We start from the raw sequence: 16,131 nt of genomic DNA, 5'->3' as shown, positions 1-16,131 counted from the left end.
GCGACTGCCGATGGTGCCGACCCCTCAATGGAGGAAATCCTTGCCTCCATCCGACGCATCCTGAACGATGACGACGCCCCCGCCGAACCACCGTCCATGCCTGAAACCCCGGCATCGGACAAACCGCCAAGCGTGGACAGACCACCAGCGCTGGGCAAACCGCCCGCCCTCGACAAACCGACTATGGCCGAACCGCCGCCAGCGGACGACGATGTGCTGCTGCTGGATCAGTCCATGATGATCTCCCAAACCGCCGCCGCGGATCACCCGGCCGCAAGTCCGCAGCCCGCGCTCCCGGTTCGGCCGGCCCCGGCGCCCCTGGAAGCCGAACCGCTGCAGCAGGAAAACGAGGCACTGACGACCGCTGACCCGTTTGACCCGCTGATACCCGGATTGGTGGCACCCGAAGCAGCGGCAGCGGCGGCATCCTCGGTCGGCAGCTTGGTCCGCACGCTGGCCGCCGGACGCGCGACCCAGGTTTATGCCGGCGGACCGACGCTGGAAGACATCGTGCGCGCCGAGTTGCGCCCGTTGCTGAAGGAATGGCTGGATACCAATCTGCCGCCGATGGTCGAACGCTTGGTCCGCACCGAAATCGAACGGGTGGTCGGCCGCGCGACTCCCTGATCAACCCAGCGAAGCTCGCCAATGGCGGCACCGGCAAACGCGATCGTTTCGCGGACTCTGCATCGCCGGCCCGGCCGCCGGGAAACCCCGGTTTCGCGCCAGAGTATCATTCGGCAGGAAGTCGCGCGGAATAGCGTGGGACATACCAAGTCGTCGCGCGCAAAAGTGCCGCGCGGGAGAGAGTCATGACACTGGATAGCCGGTTCGTTCCGGGCGATATCGAACCCCAACTTTACGCCGGCTGGGAAAACGCCGGCAGCTTCGCCTGCCATCCTGACTCCAACGCTCCGCCCTTCACCATCATGATCCCGCCGCCGAACGTCACCGGCAGCCTGCACATGGGACACGCGCTGACCTTCACCGTGCAGGACGTGCTGGTGCGTTGGCGTCGCATGCAGGGACGCGATGCACTCTGGCAGCCGGGCACCGACCATGCCGGCATCGCCACCCAGATGGTCGTCGAACGGCTGCTGGACGCCGAGGGCAAGGACCGGCGGAGTATCGGACGCGACGCGTTCGTTGACCGCGTCTGGCAATGGAAGGCCGCATCCGGCGGCACCATCACCACGCAGTTGCGGCGCCTCGGCGCCTCGCTGGATTGGCCGCGCGAGCGCTTCACCATGGATGACGGCCTGTCCGCCGCGGTGAAGGAAACCTTCGTCAAGCTGTTCGACGAAGGGCTGATCTACCGCGACCGGCGACTGGTCAACTGGGACCCCAAGCTGCAAACCGCGATCTCCGACCTCGAGGTCGAAAACCGCGAACTGAAAGGATCGCTGTGGCATATCCGCTATCCGATCGAGGCTGACCCAGCCAAATTCATCATCGTCGCGACCACCCGGCCGGAGACCATGCTGGGCGACACCGCGATCGCGGTGCACCCCGATCACCCGACCCTCTCGGCGCTGATCGGCAAGCGCGCAATCCTGCCGCTGGTCGGGCGGTCGATCCCGATCGTCGGCGACGCCTACGCCGATCCCCTGAAGGGCACCGGCGCGGTCAAGATCACCCCGGCGCATGATTTCAACGACTTCGAGGTCGGCAGGCGCCACGATCTGGCGATGCCCTCGGTGCTGGACCGGCAGGCCAATGTGACACTCGCCGAAATCGAACCCCTGCTGCAATCGCGGCCCGGTGTGGCCGACCCCGGCTTCGTGCGCACCCTGGCCGGGCAGTCACGCTTCGCCGCGCGCGCCGCCATCGTCGCGGAACTGGATCGCCTGGACCTGCTCGACAAGATCGAACCGCACACCAACCAGGTGCCGCACGGCGATCGCGGCGGGGTGCCGGTCGAACCGCTGCTGACCACCCAGTGGTATTGCAACGCCGAGGCGCTAGCCAAGCCGGCGATCGAGGCCGTCGAAAGCGGCAAGACCGTGTTCGTGCCGAAACAATGGGAAAACACCTTCTTCGCCTGGATGCGAGGGATCCAGCCATGGTGCATCTCTCGCCAACTCTGGTGGGGGCACCGTATCCCGGCCTGGTACGGCCCGGACGGAACCGTGTTCGTCGCCAAGGACGAGGCCGCCGCCGCCACCCAGGCGCGCGATCATTACGGCCGCGACGAGGCTATCACCCAGGACGAGGACGTGCTCGACACCTGGTTCAGCTCTGGCCTGTGGCCATTCTCCACCCTGGGCTGGCCCGACCGCACCAAGGAGCTGGAACGCTACTACCCCGGCGATGTGTTGGTCACCGGCTTCGATATCATCTTCTTCTGGGTCGCTCGGATGATGATGCTGGGTCTGCACATGATGGGCGATGTGCCGTTCCGCACCATCTATATCCATGGCCTGGTGCGCGACGAGCGCGGCCAGAAGATGTCGAAATCCAGGGGCAACGTCATCGACCCGCTGGACCTGATCGACAGCTATGGCGCCGACGCGCTGCGCTTCACCATTTGCGCGCTCACCGGACCAGGACGCGATGTCAAGCTGAGTGCATCCCGGGTCGAAAGCTACCGCGGCTTCGTCACCAAGCTGTGGAATGCCGCCAGGTTCTGCGAACTCAACGGCGTGCGGCCCGCACCCGGGTTCGATCCCTCCACCGCGCGCCTGGCGCTGTCACGCTGGCTGCTGGTGGAGGCCAATACTGCGGTCACCGAGGCGACGGCGGCGCTGGATGCCTATCGCTTCGACGACTACGCCGCCGCGGGATATCGTTTTGTCTGGAATACGTTCTGCGACTGGTTCCTGGAGTTCGCCAAGCCGTTGCTGGCCCCGACGGCCGATCCGGCCGACGCGGCCGAAATCCGCGCCGTCGCCGCGCACGTCCTGGGGCTCATCCTGCGTCTGCTGCACCCGGCGATCCCGTTCGTCACGGAGGAGCTGTGGGATCGCTTCGGATACGGCGAAGCGTGCAGCCTGATCCGCGCGGCGTGGCCCGATCCCTCTCCGGTGCGTGACGCGGCCGAGGCTCGCGGCGAACTCGACTGGGTGGTGCGCCTGATCGGGCTGGTCCGCTCCGTCCGCACCGAAATGAACGTGCCGCCGTCCAAGCCTTCCCCACTGTTGTTGCAAGGTGCCTCGGCCGAAATGCTCGGGCGCGTCGATCGCTGGCACGAAGCGATCCGGCGGCTGGCTCGAGCCTCCGATGTGCGGCTGCTGACCGGTGAGGTGCCGAAGGGATCCGCCCAGGCAGTGCTGGACGAAATCACCGTCGTGCTGCCGCTGCAGGATCTGATCGATATTTCTGCGGAACGGAATCGTTTGCTGAAGGACCGCGACAGACTGACCGGAGACGCCAGCAAGCTGCGGCAGAAATTGGCCAACGCCGATTTCGTCAACCGCGCGCCCGAACCGGTGGTGACAGAGAACCGCGAACGGCTCGAGGGGATGGTCCTCGAGATTGCCCGGCTGCAAGCGGCGTTGGATCGTCTTGGATGAGATTCGCCCACCTAAGCCGGACTTCTCGATCGGCCAAGCGATAACCCTGAGGGTTCCGTTCAGTGCAATTCCATTTGCCTCAGATGCACAATGCTGGAACCACGGATGCGGAAAGGATACGCAAGGTCTTTGCACCCATTTGTCAGCGTAACTCTTATCTGCGTGCATCGGCGGTTGTAAACCGCTTCTCTCGGTCACGCCACGACCGGCGAATAGCGCCAACAGAAAATCCAAATGCGATTACCCAGAGGCACCGTATCTAAAGCATTGACGAAACCCAGCCTTGTTCCTATTATATACATCCATCCTGACTTTCAGGCGGTCGTGCATTCGCCGATCCAGCCTCGATTCCAGAAATCCGATCCGCCGCGAACCGTGGGGCGATGCTCGCCCCTTACCCGTTCAGGCTCTCCCCACGCCCGTCTTGTACCCTCACGTCCAGGCAACCGATCATGCATCTTGCTGAACTGAAACAAAAATTGCCAGCCGAACTGGTGAACTTCGCAGAATCCCTGCAAGTCGAGAACGCCTCGTCGCTGCGCAAGCAGGACATCATGTTCGCGATCCTGAAAAACCTCGCCGACAACGATCAAGCGATCCATGGCGAGGGCACGCTGGAAATCCTCTCGGATGGATTCGGCTTCCTGCGCAGCCCCGAGGCGAATTACCTGGCCGGTCCCGACGACATTTATGTCAGCCCGAGCCAGGTTCGCCGCTTCGGCTTGCGCACCGGCGACTCGGTCGATGGCCAGATCCGCGCGCCGCGCGATGGTGAGCGTTACTTCGCACTACTGAAAGTCGATACGGTCAATTTCGAACCGCCCGACGCGGTGCGCCACCGCGTCAACTTCGACAACCTGACCCCGCTGTATCCGGAAGAACGCCTGAAGATGGAGATGGAGAATTTCCAGTCCGTCGCGAAAGGCCCGGTAAAGGACTTCACCCCGCGGGTGATCGACCTGATCTCTCCGGTCGGCAAAGGCCAGCGCGCCCTGATCGTGGCGCCGCCGCGCACCGGCAAGACGGTCATGCTGCAGAATATCGCCTCGGCGATTGCGGCGAACCACCCGGAAGTGTTCCTGATCGTCCTGCTGATCGATGAACGACCGGAAGAAGTTACTGATATGGCCCGCAGCGTCAAGGGCGAGGTGATCAGTTCCACCTTCGACGAACCGGCCACCCGCCACGTCCAGGTGACCGAGATGGTGCTTGAAAAAGCCAAGCGCCTGGTCGAGCACAAGCGCGACGTGGTGATCCTGCTCGACAGCATCACCCGCCTCGCTCGGGCCTACAACACGGTGGTTCCGTCGTCCGGCAAGGTGCTGACCGGCGGTGTCGACGCCAACGCTTTGCAGCGCCCGAAACGCTTCTTCGGCGCCGCCCGCAACATCGAGGAAGGCGGCTCGCTGACCATCATCGCCACCGCACTGATCGACACCGGCAGCCGCATGGACGAGGTCATCTTCGAGGAGTTCAAGGGCACCGGCAACTCCGAAATCATCCTGGATCGCAAGCTATCGGACAAACGGTCGTTCCCGGCCATCGACATCACCAAGTCCGGCACCCGCAAGGAAGAACTGCTGGTCGAGCGAGCCACGTTGTCGAAAATGTGGGTGTTGCGCCGCATCCTGAACCCGATGGGAACAGTAGATGCGATGGAGTTCCTGCTGGACAAACTGAAATACAGCAAGACCAACAATGATTTCTTCGACGCGATGAATACCTAGAGTGCGATCGTTTTTGGTGGCATCACCAAAAGCGTGAATCGCTCTTTCGGACAATAATTTGCCTGAACCGATATTGCTCGAGTCAACCGCGGCGGATCATCCCTCCCGCGCCCGCTCCCGCAGATCGAACTTCTGGATCTTCCCGGTCGAGGTCTTCGGTAGCGCCCCGAACGTCACGAACCGCGGGCACTTGTAGTGCGCCAGGTGCTGACGGCACCAGGCGATGATCTCGCCGTCCGTCAACGCCTCGGCGCCGGACTTCAGCGTCACGAAAGCCTGCGGCGTCTCCCCCCACCTCTCGTCCGGACGCGCCACCACGGCCGCTTCCATCACCGCCGGATGCCGGTACAAAACTTCCTCGACCTCGAGCGAGGAAATGTTCTCGCCCCCAGAAATGATGATGTCCTTGGCGCGGTCCTTGATCTCGACATAACCATCCGGATGCATCACCGCCAAGTCGCCGCTGTGGAACCAGCCGCCAGCGAAGGCATCCTCCGTCGCCGGCGGATTTTTCAGGTATCCCTTCATCACCGTGTTGCCGCGCAGCATCAACTCGCCCATCGTCGCGCCATCCGCCGGCACCGGCTGCATGGTTGCCGGGTCCAGCACGGCGGCTTCCTCCAGCATCGGCGTATTGACACCCTGCCGAACCATGAAGGCGGACTTGTCATCGATCGACAGGCCGTCGAAGTCGGGCTGCCACAGGCACACCGTGGACGGTCCATAGCTCTCTGTCAGTCCATACAGATGCAGCACGGAAAATCCCATCGCCTCCATCCGCGCTATCACCGACGACGGCGGAGCCGCACCGCCGGTGGCAATCTTCACCGTCTGGTCGAAGACGCGACGTGCCGCCGATGGTGCATGGATCAGCATTGTCAGCACTACCGGCGCCCCGCACATATGCGTCACCCCGTGTTCGGCGATCGCGGCGAAAATCTGCGCCGGTTCCACCCGGCGTAGGCAGACATGGGTGCCCCCCGCCAGCGTCACCGCCCAGGTATAGGTCCAGCCGTTGCAGTGGAACATCGGCAGCGTCCAGAGATACACGCTTTGCGGCGTCAACCCGAATGTCAGCGCATTCGCGCAGGCGTTCAGGTAGGCACCACGATGATGCGCCACCACGCCTTTGGGATTGCCGGTGGTGCCCGACGTGTAATTCAGCGCGATCGCCTGCCACTCGTCATCCGGCAACCGCACCGGATGCGCCGGGTCACCGTTGCGCAGGAACTCTTCATACTCGATCTCACCGATCCGCTCGCCGCCCGCATCGTCGATATCGACTACCAGGATCGCAGCCTCGGCGACCGCCGGCGCCATCACCCCGGCGAACTCGGTATCGGTCAGCAGCACCTTGGTTTCCGAATGGCGCAGAATGAAGTCGATCGCGGCGCCATCGAGACGCACGTTGATCGAGCACAGCACTGCCCCCAGCATCGGCACCGCATAGTGCGCCTCCAGCATATGCGGCGTATTCGGTGCCATGATCGCCACCGTATCGCCCTTCCCCACCCCCGCTTGCGCCAGTGCGGACGCCAGCCGCCTGGCACGCTCCAGGAACTGCGCATATGTGAAGCGGCGCTCGCCATGGATCACCGCCACCCGGTCCGGCCAGATCCGCGCCGACCGTGTCAGGAACGAAACCGGCGACAGCGGCACATGGTTCGCCGGCCGGCGATCGAGGTTCTGCTCGAAGATGGACATCGTCGTTCCTCCGGTCCGTTGCTGGACCACGCGCCGAAGCTATGGCACCACACCGGCGGTTGCCAATGCGGCGGCAATCCCGCGCCAGTGTGCGAGAAGGATCAACACCAGGGAGCTCAACAAATGGATCTGCAACTTGGGGGAAAAACCGCCCTGGTAACCGGCGCCAGCATGGGAATCGGCCGGGCCATCGCCAAGGCCCTGGCGGCAGAGGGCGTGCGCGTGGTGGCCGCCGCCCGCCGCCTCGAACTGCTGGAGGCAATGGCCACCGAGGTCGAAGCCGCCCAGCATCCGCGCCCGATCCTGGTCAAGCAGGACGTGATGCCGGACGACGCCGCGGCGCGCCTGGCTGAGGCGGCGCTTAACGCCCTGGGACACATCGACATCCTGGTCAACAACGCCGGCGGCAGCCGCAAGCTGGCGGTCGATGCGCCCGAGGAACACTGGACCGAGGCGATGACGCTGAATTTCACCCGCCCCCGGCAACTGACCCACGCGCTGTTGCCGAACATGATCGCGAACCGCTGGGGCCGCATCATCAACATCACCGGCAAGAGCGAACCGGAGCACCTGAACGCCGCGTTCTCCGCCAAGGCCGGCATCCATGCCTGGGCCAAGGGACTATCGCGCGAGGTCGGCCAGTTTGGCATTACGGTTAACTCGATCCCGCCCGGGCGGATCATGAGCGAGCAGATCCTGCGCAACTATCCGGAAGACTACCGCAAGCACTTCGCCGAAACCGAGATCCCCGTTCGTTACTGGGGTGAACCGGAGGATCTTGCGGTGATGGCTATCTGGCTGGCCTCGCCGCTGGCGCGCTACGTGACCGGCGCGGTGATTCCGGTGGACGGCGGCTTGCGGCGCTATCAGTTCTAGACCGCACCGAAGCAAGCCGCCGCAAGCAGTCTCGCGTCCGTCTGGACATTGCTACGGTTCTGCCCAGACTACCACCCGAAACGCGTGACCCTCGGACCCGCTGGTGAGCGGTCGGGCCGAACCGCCGTTCGGCGCACCGGCGCCGATAGGATAGGAGACAAAACAATGCGGCAAATGGTCCTGGTGGGCTTCCTGCAGGCGCAGAACTGCACCACCCTGGCAAGCGCCTGGCGCCATCCGGAGGCCCGCAGCGACTTCACCTCCGCCGCCTACTACCAAAGGATCGGCCAGGTGCTGGAGGAAGGAAAATTCCAGCTCGCCTTCTTCGACGACCGCCTGGCGATGCCCGACATCTACGGCGGCAACCCCGCCGAGGTCGTCGCCAACGGCGTCCGCGTGGTCAAGATCGATCCGGTCGCAACCATGATGGCGATGGGCTTCGGCACCAGATACCTGGGCGTCGGGTCCACCGCCTCCACCACCTACTACGAACCGTTCGACGTCGCCCGCCGATTCCAGACCGTGGACCACATGCTGGGCGGCCGCGCGGCGTGGAACGTGGTCACCTCGGTCAACGACGGCGAAGCCCACAACATGGGCCGCGAAGTCCACATGGACCACGACCTGCGCTACGATCGCGCCGATGAGTTCATGGAGATCGTCCACGGCTGCTGGGATGGCTGGGAAGACGGCGCGCTGGTCGTCGATAAGACCACCGGCCTGTTTGCCGACCCCGACAAGGTGCATCGCCTCGAATACAAAGGAAAATTCCTCAACTCATCCGGCACCTTCACGGTGCCCCGCAGCCCGCAGGGCCACCCCGTCGTGATCCAGGCCGGCGCCAGCAACCGCGGCAAGACCTTCTCCGCCCGCTGGGCCGAAACCGTGTTCGTCTCCTATCACGACCTCGCCGAAGGCAAGCGCCAATACGCCGACTTCAAGACCGAGGTGGCCCGCCTGGGCCGCGACCCCGACCTGACAACCGTCAATACGATCGCCTATCCCGTCGTCGCCGAAACCCGCGCCGAGGCCGAGGACAAGATGGCGTTGATCAACTCCCACTACCGCGAAGTGGACGGCCTTTCCCTGCTTTCGGAGGCTATGAATTTCGACTTCAAGACCAAATCGATGGACGAAGCCTTCAGCACGCAGGAGCTGGAAGGCATGTCCGGGATGCAGGCAATGCGTGATCACGTCATGCGTGTCGCCGGCCGAAACCCAACCGTGGCCGACTTCCTGAAAGTGACGCGCCGGGGCCGGCCAGGCCAGGCCGTCGTCGGCAGCGGCAAGGACATCGCCGACCGCATGGAACTCTGGTTCACCGAACGCGTCTGCGACGGCTTCGTCATCGCCGGCACCCACATGCCCGGCAGCTTCGAGGATTTCGTCCGCTTCGTCGTGCCGGAACTGCAACGCCGGGGCGTGTACCGCTCGGAATACACCGGCGCCACCTTGCGCGAAAACCTCGGCCTACCAGTGCCCCGGCGAAACGCCTGGCGGCCGACCCAGGCCGCGGAATGATCGCACCCGTCGCCCACCCGCTGACGTGATCGCCGGACACGCCGTCGCCACGTTGGTCGCAGGCCGCCGCTGCCCATATCCCGCCCTGCTGGATAGGGAAATGCCGGATGCGGCTGTTCGAGTGCCAAAGCTGCGGTAGCGCACTCTACTTCGACAACACACGCTGCGAAACGTGCGGCCATCGGCTGGGTTATTTGCCGCAACAGATGACCATTTCGGCACTCCAACCCGACGGCAACCTGTTTCGCCCGCTGGCCTCCTGGGACCACCCCATGCGGTTCTGCAACAATGCTGCGAACCTCGCCTGCAACTGGCTGGTTGCCGCCGACGGCGATGCAACCCAGTGCCCGGCCTGCCGCCATAATCGGATCATCCCCGACCTGACGCAGCCGTCGAACCTGCACCGCTGGCAACGTCTGGAAGCCGCCAAGCACCAATTGTTCTACTCACTGATGCGCTTAAACCTGCCGCTGAACAACCGGATCGACGACCCGCTGCATGGGCTGGCCTTCGACTTCCTCGCCGACCGCCCCGATCCCACCGGCCCTAGGGTGATGACCGGACACGACAACGGCATCATCACCATCGCCCTGATCGAGGCCGATGACGCCGAACGCGAACGCCGCCGCACCCAGATGAACGAGCCATATCGCTCCCTGCTGGGCCATTTCCGCCACGAGGTCGGCCACTATTTCTGGGACGTGCTGATCCGCGACGGCGGCCGACTGCCGCAATGCCGAGCGATGTTCGGCAACGAAACCCAGGATTACCAGGCCGCGCTGCGAACCCACTACGACAACGGCCCGCCCCCCGACTGGCAGCGACACTATGTCAGCCAGTACGCCAGCACCCACCCGTGGGAGGATTGGGCGGAGACCTGGGCGCACTACCTGCACATCATCGACACGCTGGAAATGGCCCACGCCTTCGGCATCAGCGTGCAGCCGCGTTTGCTCCGCGGTCAGGCGCTGTCGGCCTCGATCGATCTCGATGCCTACCACACGGCCAGCATGACCGAGATCATTTCCGCCTGGCTGCCGCTGACCTTCGCCATGAACAGCCTCAATCGGGCGATGGGAAACCCCGACCTCTACCCGTTTGTGCTGACCCCTGCCGTGGTCGCGAAACTGGGTTTCGTGCATGACGTGGTGCATGGACGGGCGGCCGATTGATCATCACGGCGACGGTGGTGCGGCGGCGCCCGGCAGTGGTAATCTGTGCCCCGGAGTATGACGACCATGGCGCAAAGAACCGTGCTGGTAGCAGGGGCCACCGGGCTTGTGGGATATGCCGCGCTCAAGCATTTCACGCAGGCGCCCGACTGTGAGGTGATCGCCCTGTCGCGGCGTTCGCCGCCGGGAGTCAAGGCGATGCACGTCGCCCTGGATCTGACCGACGCCGCCGCCTGCCGCGATGCGGCGGCGAACCTTGGGCACGTCACCCACCTGGTCTATGCCGCCTTGTTCGAACTGCCCGGGCTGGTAGAGGGCTGGCGCGATGACCGCCAGATCGAAACCAACGGCCGGATGCTGCGCAACCTGCTGGATCCCCTGCTGAAGGCGGCCACCGGACTACGGCATGTGACCCTGCTGCAGGGAACCAAGGCTTACGGGGTGCATGTCCGCCCGCTGGCGGTGCCGGCCCGCGAAGGCCGCTCCGACCTGCGCGAACAGCCCAACTTCTATTGGGCGCAAGAGGATTACCTGCGCCGCGTCCGCGCCAAGAGGAATTGGTGCTTCACCATTCTGCGCCCCGTGCTCATCATCGGCGAGGCAATCGGCGGGGCAATGAACCTGATCCCGGTGCTGGGGGCGCATGCCGCGGTGATGCGCCAACGCGGCCCCATCCTGCCCTATCCCGGCGGTGCCGAACGGGTCGGTCAGGCGGTCGATGCCGACCTGCTGGCACGCGCCATCGCCTGGGCCGGGGACGCCGAGGCGGCGCGCGACCAGACCTTCAACGTCACCAACGGCGACGTCTTCAGTTGGCCCAACGTCTGGCCGGCGATCGCCCGCGCAGTCGGCATGCAGCCCGGCCCGGACGAGCCGTTCCTGCTGCAGTCGCTCGGCAGCGCCGACTGGGACCAGGTCCGTCAGCGCCACGCGCTGCTGTCCCCTCCGCTTGCCGATTTCGTCGGCCTGTCGCTGGAATACGCCGACTACCAGATGCGCTACGGCCACACCGAACCGGGCCCACCGGCCATCGTTTCCACCATCAAGCTCAGGCAGGCCGGATTCCACGAAGTCATGGACACCGAGCTGATGTTTCGCAAATGGTTCAAGCTGTTCCAGCAACAGCGGCTGCTGCCACCTCCCTGATCTGCGCCACATCGGCCCGCCCGCCGCTCAGGATATACAGCGTGTCGGACCCGCTGGTCAGGTAGCGAACACCCAGTCCAAGCAGCCAGGACTGGAACGCGACATCCTGACGCACCCCGCCGACGCCCATCGACTTGCCGTGCGTCCTGGCGGCGCGGGTAACGGCTTCAAAGGCATCGCGCATCCGCTGATGGCGGTAGTCGCCGGGAATACCCATCTCGGTGGACAGATCAGTGGACCCGATATGCAGGGTGTCGATCCCCTCGACCGCGGCGATGGCGTCGGCATTGGCCACTGCTTCCGGGGTCTCGATCATGGCAATCAGCAAAGTTTCCTGATTCAGCCGGCGGCAGATCTCCGGCTGCGACAGTTGCGCATAGCCAAGTGACGGGACGGTTCCCGCGGCGGAGCGGTGGCCGGATGGGGCGAACCGGCAAACCTCGACGATCGCCCGCGCCTCCTCGGCGGTGTTGATGTGCGGCACCATCACGCCTTGCGCGCCGCAGTCCAGGACGCGAGTAGAATCATGCGGATCGTGCGAGGATACCCGGGCGATCGGCGTGATCCCCAGGCCGATCGCGGCGACACAGATGCCGGCAGCGGTTTCCAGCGATGTCGGATTGTGTTCAAGGTCGATGTAGAGCGCATCGAAGCCGCAAGCGGCGGCCATCATCGCGATGTTGGGTGTGCGCAACTGATTGACGCCGAAGCACAGCACCAGATCGTTCGCCGCGAGCTTCTGTTTGGCGAGATTGCCGCCGATCGCTGCTTGCATGGATGACCCACCTCCTCGGACGCTAGTTTCGTTCAACGTGCTGAACCGGCGTTCCGGCACCCACACGACATGCCGCGGCCAACCCGGAAAAATCCGCGATCAGACCGCGGCAACCAGCCCCAGCCAGCGACCATCACGCCCGAACGATCAGACTGACCGTCAATGCCCCTCCCGCACGACAGGATTGCTCAGCGTGCCGATGCCGCTGATCTCCACCTCGATGCGGTCGCCATGCTTCATGTTGGCGGTCGCCCCCTCGGTGCCCATCCACACCACGTCGCCCGGATACAGCGTCAGGCACGTCGTCATGTTCACCAGGAAGTCGACGACACCGAAGATCATATGGTTGGTCGGGAAAGCGATCCGCTGCTCGCCGTTCAGCCTGACCTTGGTCACCAGATCCTCAAGCTTCACGTCGGTCTCGATCCACGGCCCCATCGGCTTGAAGGTGTCGGTGTTCTTCGCCCGCCACAGGGTGCGGTCCGCCTTCTGCCAAGTGCGCTCGCTGACGTCGTTGCCGATGCTGTAGCCCAGCACCGCCGACAAGGCGTTTTCCCGAGTCAGGCCCTTGCACTTGCGGCCAATCACCACCACCAGCTCGCCCTCGTACTGAATCTGGTCGGTCGCATCGGCCGGAATCACGATCGCCTCGCCATGGGCGATCAGCGCGTTGTTGGCGCGGTAGCCGACATCGGCCCGCGCCGGCAGATTGGGCTTCTGCCCCACCTTTTCCGCAACTTCACGCACATGCTCAGGATAGTTCATCCCGGCCGCATAGAATGTCGGCGTTACCACCGGCACCAGCAGCCGCACGTCGGCCAGGGGCAGCTTTTGCCCGCTGCGCTCCCACGCATCGAACGGAGAGCCGCGAACCGGAATGACGGTGTCGCCCTCGACCACCGCGTAAGCCGGCGAGCCATTTTGATCGAAACGTGCCCAGCGCATATGATTTCCTCCGATCTCAGGTTAAACCCAGTTCTTCAATCATCGTCCCACGCATCAGATATTTTTGCATTTTCCCGGTCACGGTCATCGGAAACTCATCGACAAAGCGGACATAGCGAGGGATCTTGTAATGCGCGATCTGGTCCTTGCAGAAGGCCTTGAGGTCATCCTCGGTCAGGGTCTCCCCGGCCCGCTGTTTCACCCAGGCACAGAGTTCCTCGCCGAACCGCTGGTCGGGAACGCCGAACACCTGGACCTCGACAATCGCCGGATGGCGATACAGGAATTCTTCGATTTCACGCGGATAGATGTTTTCCCCGCCACGGATCACCAGGTCCTTAATGCGCCCGACAATGGCGCAGTAGCCATCCTGGTCCATCGTCGCCAGATCGCCGGTATGCATCCACCCGGCCGGGTCGATCGCCTCGGCGGTCCGTTCCGGTTCATCCCAATACCCCAGCATCACCGGGTAGCCGCGGGTGCACAGTTCGCCGTTGGTGCCACGAGCCACGATGCGGCCATCGCCGTCGATGATCTTGATCTCCACGTGCGCATGCGGCCGGCCAACCGTGCCAACCTGTTTTTCCAGCGTATCGCCGATCCGGGTCTGGGTGCTGACCGGGCTGGTCTCGGTCATGCCGTAGCCGATGGTCATCTCGGTCAGGTGCATGTCGCGGATCGCCCGCCGCATGACTTCCACCGGACATGGCGACCCCGCCATCATGCCGGTGCGCAGGCTGCTCAGGTCATACTTCCCAAATTCAGCATGATCCAACTCGGCGATGAACATCGTCGGCACCCCATAGAGCGACGTGCAGCGATACTCGGCGACCGCCTGCAGGGTCGCGAGCGGATCGAAACCCTCGGACGGGAAGACAATGGCGGCGCCGTGGGTCATGCAGGCCAGCGAACCAATCACCATGCCGAAGCAATGATACATCGGCACCGGGATGCAGACCGCATCCTGCTCGCCGTAGCGCATCACCTCGCCGATGAAGAACCCGTTGTTCAAGATGTTATGGTGGGTCAGCGTGGCACCCTTGGGCAATCCGGTGGTTCCCGAGGTGAATTGGATGTTGATCGGATCGTCGAACTGCAGCAGGGGAACCAGTTCCCGCAGCCGCTGCCGATCGACCTCCCGCCCGAGGCCGGCGATCTGGTCGAATCCGAGGCAGCCCGGGTCATTGCCTCCAATCTGGATCACCAAACGCAGCGCGGGCAGCCTGGCCGCATGCAATTCACCCTGAGATACCACGCGAAGTTCAGGTGCCAACATGTTGATCATGGAAATATAATCACTGGATTTGAACCGCGTCGCGGTGATCAATGCCCGGCAGCCGACCTTGTTCAGCGCGTACTCCACCTCGGTCAGCCGATAGGCCGGATTGATGTTGACCAGGATCAACCCGGCCTTGGCGGTGGCATATTGCGTGATGATCCATTCGGCATTGTTCGGCGACCATATGCCGACACGCTCACCCGGCCGCAGCCCCAACGCCACCAGGCCGGCGGCAACGGCCTCGACCCGAGCCGCCAATTCCGACCACGTCCAGCTAATACCCTGCTGGCGGACGATAAGCGCCGGCCGAGCACCGTGGCGCGCGACGGTGCGGTCGAAATGCACCCCGATCGTGTCGCCGATCATCGGCTGGTCGGAGGCGCCGTGCTGGTAACTGGGCGCGGCGTCGGTCATTGCTCCCCTCCCCGAAACGGCTTCGTCGTTTCCCGTCATCATGCTTGCCCCGAGGCCGCGCTACAACTGGGGGGCATCGGCGTGCATCCGCGCTTCCAACCGCTTGTATTGGTCACGCCGCGTCCGGCGGTAGCGCCGACAGAAATCCAAATGCGATTACCCTGCTCGCCCGGCGCGGTCGTCCCTGACCGATTAACCCGCCTCACGGGTCGATCGCGCAATGGCTCTATCGCGATGCCAGCCGGTCGGAAGAGGTTACGAGTTTAAGGCGGGGTGATCCATCCGACGTTCCGTCCGCTGCATCGAGGTGTTCACGACGTAGTTTCCAACAGGTCGTGTTCGCGTAACCAATCGAGGATGATCTTTCTCGCCATCGTCGACACCGGGCGGTCGTCCCGCCGCGCCGCGCGTTCCAGCGCATCCCGCTCGGCGGCCTCCAGGCGAATGCCCAGGACGTCGCTCTTGAGCGAGGGGTTCTTGCCGGTGGCCGATCGTCTTCTCAAGAGTCATCGCCCTTCAGGATCCGAACCTCGGTATCCAGCCGGCGGATCTGACGCGCCAGGCTACTCGCCACCTCACTGAGCGCGCGCAGCTCCGTGCGGGTGTTGTCGTTGGCCCGCTGCGCCGCCTCGGCGGTGCCGTAGTTGATGCTGATATCGTCTCGGATCGCCGTCAGGCTGTACTGCAGCCGATCCATTCTGGCCATCATGTCCACCCGGAGGCGGGTTAAATCGGCGCCCATGCTGGCCTGCTTGGCGACCAAATCGGCCTGCTTGGCAACCAAACCGCCCTGTCCCGCGACCACATCGGCCTGCCCGGCGACCAAATCAGCCTGCTTCGTGACCAAATCGGCCTGCCCAACTTCCAGTCGCTCTACGATGGCCAGGATGCGGCCGGTCCAATCATCACTCCTATATTACAGCGTAAAACATTAGACAACGCATGGCAACAAAAGTACCGGTGAGGGAATCAGCCTGACGCCTGCCGCACCCTCCGATGACGTCGCGATCCAAGTCGGCTCGACCAATTTCACCGGCTGGCAGGGGGTCAGCTTTCCTGC

13 protein-coding genes are annotated in these 16,131 nt (G+C 64.0%); 7 read left to right on the top strand and 6 right to left on the bottom strand.

All coding sequences use genetic code 11. The features are described from left to right. The first annotated feature begins 27 nt into the window (after positions 1-27). The 3 genes from ACQY4T_RS12980 to rho all read left to right on the top strand — a co-directional run bounded on the left by ACQY4T_RS12980 (position 28) and on the right by rho (position 5,239). Complete coding sequence (locus ACQY4T_RS12980; RefSeq protein ID WP_428530801.1) at positions 28-627, top strand: DUF2497 domain-containing protein; 600 nt, start codon at positions 28-30, stop codon at positions 625-627. A 185-nt stretch (positions 628-812) separates the two neighbouring features. Beyond that, positions 813-3,512 (top strand): valine--tRNA ligase, encoded by a 2,700-nt coding sequence (locus tag ACQY4T_RS12975; protein WP_428530798.1) that lies wholly within the window; start codon positions 813-815, stop codon positions 3,510-3,512. Between the two features lie 452 nt (positions 3,513-3,964). Next, positions 3,965-5,239 carry a transcription termination factor Rho gene (gene rho, locus ACQY4T_RS12970; RefSeq protein WP_428542633.1) on the top strand — a complete coding sequence of 425 codons (1,275 nt, stop codon included), beginning with the start codon at positions 3,965-3,967 and terminating at the stop codon, positions 5,237-5,239. 96 nt (positions 5,240-5,335) lie between these two features. Here rho and ACQY4T_RS12965 read toward each other — a convergent pair whose 3' ends face one another. Beyond that, the gene (locus ACQY4T_RS12965; RefSeq protein WP_428542630.1) at positions 5,336-6,943 is read right to left on the bottom strand and encodes an acyl-CoA synthetase; all 1,608 of its coding nucleotides are present in this window, start codon (positions 6,941-6,943) and stop codon (positions 5,336-5,338) included. Positions 6,944-7,066: 123 nt separating this feature from the next. Between ACQY4T_RS12965 and ACQY4T_RS12960 the strand changes: the two genes are divergently transcribed. From ACQY4T_RS12960 to ACQY4T_RS12945, 4 genes are all read left to right on the top strand, one after another. After that, on the top strand, positions 7,067-7,819 hold the full coding sequence (locus ACQY4T_RS12960; protein WP_428542627.1) for an SDR family NAD(P)-dependent oxidoreductase: 753 nt from the start codon (positions 7,067-7,069) through the stop codon (positions 7,817-7,819). 165 nt (positions 7,820-7,984) lie between these two features. Continuing rightward, positions 7,985-9,340 (top strand): NtaA/DmoA family FMN-dependent monooxygenase, encoded by a 1,356-nt coding sequence (locus tag ACQY4T_RS12955; RefSeq protein WP_428542624.1) that lies wholly within the window; start codon positions 7,985-7,987, stop codon positions 9,338-9,340. A gap of 107 nt (positions 9,341-9,447) precedes the next feature. Beyond that, positions 9,448-10,512 (top strand): zinc-binding metallopeptidase family protein, encoded by a 1,065-nt coding sequence (locus ACQY4T_RS12950; protein WP_428542621.1) that lies wholly within the window; start codon positions 9,448-9,450, stop codon positions 10,510-10,512. Positions 10,513-10,578: 66 nt separating this feature from the next. Beyond that, on the top strand, positions 10,579-11,658 hold the full coding sequence (locus ACQY4T_RS12945) for an NAD-dependent epimerase/dehydratase family protein (protein ID WP_428542618.1): 1,080 nt from the start codon (positions 10,579-10,581) through the stop codon (positions 11,656-11,658). Here ACQY4T_RS12945 and ACQY4T_RS12940 read toward each other — a convergent pair. The 5 genes from ACQY4T_RS12940 to ACQY4T_RS12920 all read right to left on the bottom strand — a co-directional run bounded on the left by ACQY4T_RS12940 (position 11,618) and on the right by ACQY4T_RS12920 (position 15,897). Continuing rightward, positions 11,618-12,433 (bottom strand): HpcH/HpaI aldolase family protein, encoded by an 816-nt coding sequence (locus ACQY4T_RS12940; RefSeq protein WP_428542615.1) that lies wholly within the window; start codon positions 12,431-12,433, stop codon positions 11,618-11,620. The genes ACQY4T_RS12945 and ACQY4T_RS12940 overlap by 41 nt on opposite strands. Before the next feature lie 159 nt (positions 12,434-12,592). Further along, positions 12,593-13,378, bottom strand: a complete 786-nt coding sequence (locus ACQY4T_RS12935) for a fumarylacetoacetate hydrolase family protein (protein WP_428542612.1) — start codon at positions 13,376-13,378, stop codon at positions 12,593-12,595. Between the two features lie 16 nt (positions 13,379-13,394). Further along, the gene (locus tag ACQY4T_RS12930) at positions 13,395-15,071 is read right to left on the bottom strand and encodes an AMP-binding protein (protein WP_428542609.1); all 1,677 of its coding nucleotides are present in this window, start codon (positions 15,069-15,071) and stop codon (positions 13,395-13,397) included. A 311-nt stretch (positions 15,072-15,382) separates the two neighbouring features. Beyond that, positions 15,383-15,574, bottom strand: coding sequence for a hypothetical protein (locus ACQY4T_RS12925; RefSeq protein ID WP_428542606.1), 192 nt, complete (start codon positions 15,572-15,574; stop codon positions 15,383-15,385). Beyond that, on the bottom strand, positions 15,571-15,897 hold the full coding sequence (locus ACQY4T_RS12920) for a hypothetical protein (RefSeq protein WP_428542603.1): 327 nt from the start codon (positions 15,895-15,897) through the stop codon (positions 15,571-15,573). The genes ACQY4T_RS12925 and ACQY4T_RS12920 overlap by 4 nt, the downstream gene beginning before the upstream one ends. Positions 15,898-16,131: the final 234 nt, after the last annotated feature.

The organism is Rhodopila sp. (assembly GCF_965277825.1).
Classification (GTDB): Bacteria; Pseudomonadota; Alphaproteobacteria; order Acetobacterales; family Acetobacteraceae; genus Rhodopila.
This window is presented reverse-complemented; position numbering and strand designations above follow the sequence as displayed.

Excerpts from the sequence above, each read along its gene's own strand:
- ACQY4T_RS12935 (WP_428542612.1), bottom strand. The coding sequence starts at position 13,378 with ATGCGCTGGGCACGTTTCGATCAAAATGGCTCGCCGGCTTACGCGGTG.
- ACQY4T_RS12975 (WP_428530798.1), top strand. The coding sequence starts at position 813 with ATGACACTGGATAGCCGGTTCGTTCCGGGCGATATCGAACCCCAACTT.
- rho (WP_428542633.1), top strand. The coding sequence starts at position 3,965 with ATGCATCTTGCTGAACTGAAACAAAAATTGCCAGCCGAACTGGTGAAC.
- ACQY4T_RS12960 (WP_428542627.1), top strand. The coding sequence starts at position 7,067 with ATGGATCTGCAACTTGGGGGAAAAACCGCCCTGGTAACCGGCGCCAGC.
- ACQY4T_RS12945 (WP_428542618.1), top strand. The coding sequence starts at position 10,579 with ATGGCGCAAAGAACCGTGCTGGTAGCAGGGGCCACCGGGCTTGTGGGA.
- ACQY4T_RS12930 (WP_428542609.1), bottom strand. The coding sequence starts at position 15,071 with ATGACCGACGCCGCGCCCAGTTACCAGCACGGCGCCTCCGACCAGCCG.
- ACQY4T_RS12940 (WP_428542615.1), bottom strand. The coding sequence starts at position 12,433 with ATGCAAGCAGCGATCGGCGGCAATCTCGCCAAACAGAAGCTCGCGGCG.
- ACQY4T_RS12955 (WP_428542624.1), top strand. The coding sequence starts at position 7,985 with ATGCGGCAAATGGTCCTGGTGGGCTTCCTGCAGGCGCAGAACTGCACC.
- ACQY4T_RS12965 (WP_428542630.1), bottom strand. The coding sequence starts at position 6,943 with ATGTCCATCTTCGAGCAGAACCTCGATCGCCGGCCGGCGAACCATGTG.
- ACQY4T_RS12980 (WP_428530801.1), top strand. The coding sequence starts at position 28 with ATGGAGGAAATCCTTGCCTCCATCCGACGCATCCTGAACGATGACGAC.
- ACQY4T_RS12950 (WP_428542621.1), top strand. The coding sequence starts at position 9,448 with ATGCGGCTGTTCGAGTGCCAAAGCTGCGGTAGCGCACTCTACTTCGAC.